This is a genomic window from Streptomonospora mangrovi, assembly GCF_027604915.1.
Lineage (GTDB): Bacteria > Actinomycetota > Actinomycetes > Streptosporangiales > Streptosporangiaceae > Streptomonospora > Streptomonospora mangrovi.
Genome location: NZ_JAJAQC010000058.1, coordinates 1 through 6,402 on the forward strand (window position 1 = coordinate 1; position 6,402 = coordinate 6,402).

The window sequence follows — 6,402 nt, forward strand, 5'->3', positions numbered from 1 at the left end:
GCGCCCGCCCCCCGGCCCGGGCCCCGGGTGGGGGGGGGGGGCCGCCCCCCCCCGCGCGCCCCCACCGCTCCGCTCAGCCCTCGCAGACCGAGCCGTTGAGCGTGAACTGCTCCGGAGCCGGGTTGGCGCCGGTGTGCGCGGCCTGGAGGCCGAACCGCGCGGTGCCGCCCGGCGCGATGACCCGGTTCCAGTCGAGGTTGGCGGCCGTGACCGCCGTGCCCTCCTGGGAGACCTCGGCCTGCCAGGCGTTGGACACCCGCTGCCCGCCGGTGTAGTCCCACTCCAGGGTCCAGCCGTCGATCGGGTCCGCGCCGGTGTTGGTCACCACCACCGAGGCGGTGAACCCGCTGCCCCACTGGCTGTCCACGGTGTAGTCGACGGCGCAGTCCACCGGCGGCGGCAGTGCCTCGAAGGAGACCCGGTAGAGCCGGCCGGGCAGGTCGTTGACCACGTACAGTTCGCCCGACTCGTCGGCGCCGAAGGCCGTCACCTGGATGGGCAGCGTGCCGATCTCCGCGGCCTCGTACTCGCCGCCGCCCGTGGGCCGGATGCCCCAGGCGACGTTGCTGCAGTAGTCGGTCACCACGTAGGTGCCGCCGGCGATGTCGGCGTACTCCTCGCCCCGGTAGACCACGCCGCCGGTGACCGAGCAGCCGCTGCCCTCGTGGGTGTAGGAGAACACCGGCTCCTCGTAGTCGGCCCCGGCGTCGCAGCGGGTCTCGTCGTAGAGCGCGGGGCCCTCGCGGCAGGGCCAGCCGAAGTTGGCGCCGCCCTCGCCGGCGGGGAGGTGGTCGACCTCCTCGTGGAAGCCCTGGCCGACGTCGCCGATCCACATCGACCCGTCGACCGGGTCGAAGGAGAACCGCCAGGGGTTGCGCAGGCCGTAGACCCAGATCTCGGGCCGGGCGCCGGAGACGCCGACGAACGGGTTGTCCTCGGGTACGCAGTAGGGCAGGTCGCCGCAGGCGCGGCCGACGTCGATGCGCACGATGGTGCCGAGCAGCGTGCCGAGGTTCTGCCCGTTGTCGAGCGGGTCGCCGGCGCCGCCGCCGTCGCCCAGGCTCCAGTAGAGGTGGCCGTCGGGGCCGAAGTGGACGTCGCCGCCGTTGTGGTTGTTGAACTCGGCGTGCTCCTGGGTGAGCAGGACCTCCTCGGCGTCGGCCGGCACGGTGGCCTGGTCGGGGCTGTCCATGGGGAACCGCGAGAGGGTCAGCGTCCAGTCGGTGGCGGTGTAGGCGACGTAGAGGGCGGGGTCGGCGGCGAAGTCGGGGGAGGGGGCGATGCCCAGCAGGCCCTGCTCGTTGCCCTCCACGGAGATCCGGTCGCCGATGTCGAGGAGGGGCTCGGCCGCCAGCCCGGTGTCGGGGTGGTAGACCCGGACGGTGCCCTCCTCCTTCTCGGTGATGAACAGCCGGCCGCTGCCGTCGTCGGGCGCGGCGATCGCGGTGGGCCGGTCGAGGTCGGCGTCGGTCACCTCCGAGGCGATCCGCAGCCGCTCCAGGGGGAGGGCCGCGTCGGCGGACGCGGCCGCCTCGGTGTCGGAGGGGTCGTCGGCGGAGGCGGGGCTTATCGCGGTCAGCGCCCCGAGCAGCCCCGCCGCGGCGGCGGCGCAGGCCCGCCGCGCCCATCGGTTGTGCGGCATGCACGCTCCTGGTTGAGGATAGGAACCGGAAATCCAACCACCCCGCACGCCATTCCCCCTGATGTGCCACCGCGCGTTCAGAGTGATCGCTGGCACGCAAAGGGTAAGCCGCGCGGAGCGGCGTGGCCAGGGGTGGGATTCCGGTTTCCGGCGCTTGTTCGGGAGCGCTCCCATGGTTTGCCGTGGTCACACCGGATTTCCCGGTTCTGAAAACACGCGGAAAAAGCGGGGCCGGGGCGGGCCGGTCGGCGTCCGCGAAGGGCGCCGGTCGACCCGCCCCGGCCGGGGGCGCGGCGGGGTTAGGTCAGGTTCTTCCGCTGGACGTCCCACTCGGTGGAGCACAGCCCGCAGTTGGGACCCACGAACTGCGCCCGGGAGTCCGGGTCGCCCTTGAGTCGCCACTTGAGCCACTCCGTGCCCACGCGGCCGTACTCGCCGCCGTTGGGCTCGGCGAAGGTGCCGAAGTGGCCGACGTCGAGGTGGCCCATGAAGGCGGGCAGGCCGGCGGGGAGGCGGCCCCAGTCGTCGATGGCGTTCTCGTAGGCGATGTCGCTCGGCCCGCCGGTGAAGTAGGCGATGGGGGCGTGCAGCCGGGCGAGGTGGTGGTTGTCCAGGTCGCTGAGCATGCCGCTGTTCCAGATCACCGTGGTGTCCACGCGGCGGTCGTCGGAGACCTCGTAGGCCTCGATGCCCCCGCAGGACTGGCCCATCACCGCGATGCTGCCGGTGTCGATGTGGCCGCGGTAGGGGCTGAAGAGGCGGCTGTTCTCCGCGATGGCCCAGTCGATGGCCTCGGTCAGCATCTCGGGGTCGGTCTGCCCGGTGCCGCCGGGTTCGCCGTTGGCGATGACGAGGAAGCCGTGCGAGGCGAACTCGGTGAGGATGTTCTCGAACCAGGTGCCGTCGGCGCGGCAGGCGCCGTTGCCCCAGACGACGATCGGCAGCGGTTCGTCCTCGGGGAGGTCCACGGGGCGGTAGACGGTGTGGTCGGGGAGCCGGAGCGTGGTGGTGTACTCCGCGTCGTAAGGGCCGGTGCCGCCCATCGTCCGCACGGGGTCGGCCGAGGCCGTCCCCGACGCGGCGGGGAGGAGGGCGGCCGCCGCCAGCAGCGTCAGCGCCGCGGCGAGGGCGGGCGAACGTCGTGATCCCATGTCACTTCTCCTCGAATAACGCTTGCTGAGGACGAATTCGGTCATTTTCTTCAGCGCGCTGTGAAACGAATATTCGGCAGCCGAATTCGGCTGTCAACACCCGCTGCCAAAGGACCGGTGGTTTCGCCGATAGTGCCGGCCGTCCCGCCTTCGGGTTATTCGGGAAAATGCCGTTGGGCGAAATCGGCGGCCGCCGCACCGGCACCGGGGACACCCCGGCGCGGGCACCCGGCGGTAAAATCCCCAGGTGCCGCACCCGCCGGGGCGCGGCGGCCGCGGCCGGGGCGCCCCTCGGCACGGCGAGGGCAGGGAGGTCGCAGTGGGCGGTGCGGTACGGCCGATTCCGCACGCGAGCACGCGGGCGGCGGTGCTCGACGTCATCCGCGCGGCCGGCACCATCAGCCGCGTCGGCCTCATCGCGGCCACCGGGTTCACCGGGGCCACCATCTCCACCGTCGTCCGCCGGCTGATCGACGACGACCTCGTGGTCGAGACCGGCCGCGCGGAGTCCACCGGCGGCAAGCCGCGCGTGCTGCTCCAGCTCAATCCCGCCGCGCGCTACGCGGTGGGGGTGCACTTGGACCACTCCGGGATCACCTACGTGCTCACCGACCTCTCCGGCGCGGTGGTGGCGCGCATGTCGCGCACCGGCGCCGGCGCCGAGGACCCGCCGGCGGTGGTGGCGCGCATCGCCCGCGAGACCGCCGCGCTGGTGGCGGGGGCGGGTGTGGAGGAGCGGCGGGTGCTGGGCGTGGGCCTGGTGGCGCCGGGGCCGCTCACCGCGCGGTCGGGCATGCGCCCGGCGCCGCCGCCGCTGCGCGGGTGGGCCGACTTCCCGCTGGACGACGCGGTGGGCGAGGCCACCGGGCTGCCGGTCGTGCTGGGCAACGACGCCACCGCGGCGGCGCTGGGGGAGTACTGGTCGGGAGCGGTCAAGGGGTCGGCGACCTTCGCGGCGGTCTACGTCTGCACCGGGATCGGCGCGGGCATCCTCGTCAACGGCATCCCCTACCACGGCACCAGCGGCAACGCCGGCGAGATCGGGCACGTGTGCGTGGCCGCCGACGGCCCCGAGTGCTGGTGCGGCGCGCGCGGCTGCACCGAGGCGCTGGCCGGTCCGGCGGCGGTTGTGGCGGCCGCCCGCGCCGACGCCGGCACCGCCCGCGCCGCCGGCCTGGCCCCCGAGCCGCGCCGGGGCACCTCGTCGGTGGCCGCCGACTTCGCCGCGGTGGCCCGCGCCGCCCGCCGGGGCGACCCCGGCCCCAAGGCGCTGATGGACCGCTCAGCCCGCTACCTCGCCGTGGCCACCCGCACCCTGGCCACCGTCCTGGACCTCGACCGGATCGTGCTCACCGGCCAGGGACTCGCGGTCGCCGGCTCGATCTACCTGCCCGCCATCCAGGAGGAGCTGGACCGCACCTTCTTCGCCCGCGAGTCCCACCCCGTGGCCGTGCAGCTCTCCACGTCGGCCGCCACCGCGCCCGCCATCGGCGCCGCCACGACGGTGCTCCAGTCCGAACTCGTCCCCCTGCACACCGGCACCCGCATCCCCGCCGACCTCGCCGAGGAGGAGCAGCCCCGCCGCGCCCCGGCCGCGCGCGGGTGAGCCGGCCCGGGCGCGCCGAGGGCGCCCCGCCGGTGCGGCGGGGCGCCCTCGCTTCCCGGTCGCGCGGACCGGGCGGTCAGTCGCCGCTCTCCCACTTCTCCAGGTAGGAGCGGATGAACGCGATGACGCCGGTGACACCGGCCAGCGTGTAGGCCACGGGGCCGACGACCTCGGCCGCCGACGTCACCAGGCCCGCCGACCCCGCCGCCAGGCCGGCCGCCTGCACGGCCACCACCGCCACCCCGGCCAGCAGGAACGCCGCCAGCCCGATGCGGAACGCGATGTCGAGTGCTCTCCTCATGGTGGACCCTTCGTCACTCAGCCGGGGATGGGCAGGAAGCCGACCGCCACCAGCGTGGTGATCAGCAGGGTGGGCAGCACGTACCACAGCAGCAGCGGCACGAACGTGCGCACCGGGTCGACCCCGGCGATACCGCTGGCGATGTAGATCGGGGCCGCGCCCGGCGGGGACGCCCCCTCGGTGGAGGCGAACATCAGCACCGCCACCGCCGCGACCGTCGGCGACACCCCGGCGCCCACCAGCGCGGTGAACGCCACCGAGCCGACCGCCACCATGGTCGCCGTGGAGGTCAGCGGCGCGGCGGCCGCCAGCACGATGACGCCCACGATCAGCGCCAGCACGAACACCGGCGCGTCGATGGCCGACAGCAGCGCCGTCAACTGCTCGCCCATGCCCAGTTCGCCCAGCACCGTGGAGGCCGCGAAGGCGAAGAACAGCACCACGCCGATGACCCCGTACTTGGGTCCGGCCTCGCCCAGCAGGTGCCACCACCCGCGCGCACCGCGCGGCAGGCTGCGCCGGCCCACCACCAGCGTCACCAGGATGACCAGCACCGGGATCCAGGTGATGATGCTGACCGCCTCCATGGCGCCGGTGCCGGCCCAGCCGTCCAGCCAGGCCGCCACCGCGCCGGTGGTCAGCACGACCGGCACCGCGATCCCCAGGAAGATCAGCAGGGAGGGCCACCCGGCCGCCAGCGTGCGCCGCAGCGGCTGGATGTGCTCGGCGTCGACCGGGCCGATCCCGTAGCGGCGCACCAGCGCCCACATCAGCACCAGCCGGTAGGCCAGCAGCCACGCCCCGCCCGCGAACAGCGACAGGAACAGCGCCTCGGCCGATACCAGCGAGCTGACCGCGCCCAGGCCGGTCAGGATGAACAGCGACGAACTGGGCGGGAACGCGATCCCCAGGCCGGCGTTGCCCGCCACGATGGTGGCGGCCAGCCGGGGGTCGATGTTGGCCCGCATCATCCACGGGATGGTGATCGACCCGACCGCCGCGGCGTTGCCCGAGCCCGATCCCGAGATCGTGCCGAACAGGGCCGAGGCCACCGTCGAGACGTAGGCCGGGCCGCCGCGCAGCCGGCCCAGCAGCGAGTTGAGCATGTCGACCAGCCGGTCCACCAGGCCGGTGCGGCTGAGCAGGAAGCCCATGAACACGAACGCCGAGGCGGCGAACACGACCTCCTCGGTGGCCGCCGCGCGGATGCCGGCCCACATCAGGCCGGGCGCCTGGGCGCCGCCGAACACGGCGACCACGACGAAGCCGATGACCATCGCCTCGCCGATGCCGCGCTTGATGACGACGTTCCACAGGATGATGACGCTGATGTAGGCGACGAACGCCCAGAGCCCGATCACGGCGCCCTACCTTCCTGCTCGGTGCGGGCGGCGGCCCGGCTGTGCGGCGGACGGGCGGCCCCGGTCGGGCGGTGGGCCGCCGGGGCGGCGGGGGTGGTGGGGCGTCGGCATAGGGGACTCCTTCTGCGCCGATCAGGGAGATCAGGGGATAGGGGACCCGGTGGGTCCCCGCTGGTGGGCCGGGCCGGGCGGCTGGGGGCCGCCGGCTCCGGTGGTGGTGCCGGGCGCCTGGGGCGGCGGACCGGGTGCGCGCGGGGCGGGCGTGCGGGGCGCCCCGCGTCGCGGGCGCGCGGCGGCACAGGGCGGGCGGGTCGCGCCCGCTCTCCGCCGCCGGGGCGGGG

5 protein-coding genes are annotated in these 6,402 nt (G+C 74.5%); 1 reads left to right on the plus strand and 4 read right to left on the minus strand.

What is annotated here, in order from left to right:
• Positions 1–73: 73 nt before the first annotated feature.
• The gene (locus LG943_RS24435) at positions 74–1,642 is read right to left on the minus strand and encodes a PQQ-dependent sugar dehydrogenase (protein ID WP_270074716.1); all 1,569 of its coding nucleotides are present in this window, start codon (positions 1,640–1,642) and stop codon (positions 74–76) included.
• 299 nt (positions 1,643–1,941) lie between these two features.
• Complete coding sequence (locus LG943_RS24440; protein WP_270074717.1) at positions 1,942–2,793, minus strand: alpha/beta hydrolase; 852 nt, start codon at positions 2,791–2,793, stop codon at positions 1,942–1,944.
• Positions 2,794–3,112: 319 nt separating this feature from the next.
• On the opposite strand from LG943_RS24440, the gene LG943_RS24445 reads away from it, so the two are divergent.
• Positions 3,113–4,399, plus strand: a complete 1,287-nt coding sequence (locus LG943_RS24445; RefSeq protein ID WP_270074718.1) for an ROK family transcriptional regulator — start codon at positions 3,113–3,115, stop codon at positions 4,397–4,399.
• A gap of 76 nt (positions 4,400–4,475) precedes the next feature.
• On the opposite strand, the gene LG943_RS24450 is transcribed toward LG943_RS24445, so the two are convergent.
• Both LG943_RS24450 and LG943_RS24455 read right to left on the minus strand, forming a co-directional pair.
• Positions 4,476–4,700, minus strand: coding sequence for a hypothetical protein (locus LG943_RS24450; RefSeq protein WP_270074719.1), 225 nt, complete (start codon positions 4,698–4,700; stop codon positions 4,476–4,478).
• 17 nt (positions 4,701–4,717) lie between these two features.
• Positions 4,718–6,061 (minus strand): TRAP transporter large permease subunit, encoded by a 1,344-nt coding sequence (locus LG943_RS24455; protein WP_270074720.1) that lies wholly within the window; start codon positions 6,059–6,061, stop codon positions 4,718–4,720.
• Positions 6,062–6,402 lie beyond the last annotated feature (341 nt).

Coding starts and splice junctions, on each gene's coding strand:
- LG943_RS24440 (WP_270074717.1), bottom strand. CDS start 2,793: ATGGGATCACGACGTTCGCCCGCCCTCGCCGCGGCGCTGACGCTGCTG.
- LG943_RS24435 (WP_270074716.1), bottom strand. CDS start 1,642: ATGCCGCACAACCGATGGGCGCGGCGGGCCTGCGCCGCCGCCGCGGCG.
- LG943_RS24450 (WP_270074719.1), bottom strand. CDS start 4,700: ATGAGGAGAGCACTCGACATCGCGTTCCGCATCGGGCTGGCGGCGTTC.